This is a genomic window from Streptomyces glaucescens (assembly GCF_002154375.1).
GTDB classification, from domain to species: domain Bacteria; phylum Actinomycetota; class Actinomycetes; order Streptomycetales; family Streptomycetaceae; genus Streptomyces; species Streptomyces glaucescens.
Genome location: NZ_MUND01000665.1, coordinates 1 through 288, shown reverse-complemented (window position 1 = coordinate 288; position 288 = coordinate 1). Strand labels below are relative to the sequence as shown.

Genomic DNA, 288 nt, shown 5'->3' with positions numbered 1-288 from the left:
CGGCCCGCCGTCATCGCCCACCGGGGGGCCTCCGCCTACGCGCCCGAGAACACCCTCGCCGCGGTCGACAAGGCGGCCGAGCTGGGGATCGAGTGGGTGGAGAACGATGTCCAGCGCACCAAGGACGGCGAACTCGTGGTGATCCACGACGACAGCCTGCGGCGCACCACCGACGTCGAGACCGTCTTCCCCGACCGGGCACCGTGGCAGGTGAGGGACTTCACCGCCGCCGAGATCGCCCGCCTGGACGCCGGCAGCTGGTTCGGCCCCGCGTACGCGGGCGCGCGC

1 protein-coding gene is annotated in these 288 nt (G+C 73.6%); it reads left to right on the top strand.

Annotated features, from left to right (window positions below; all coding sequences use genetic code 11):
* Window positions 1–288, top strand: a 288-nt coding sequence (locus CCN42_RS34325; protein ID WP_281259550.1) for a glycerophosphodiester phosphodiesterase family protein, incomplete at both ends; no start/stop codon positions are given.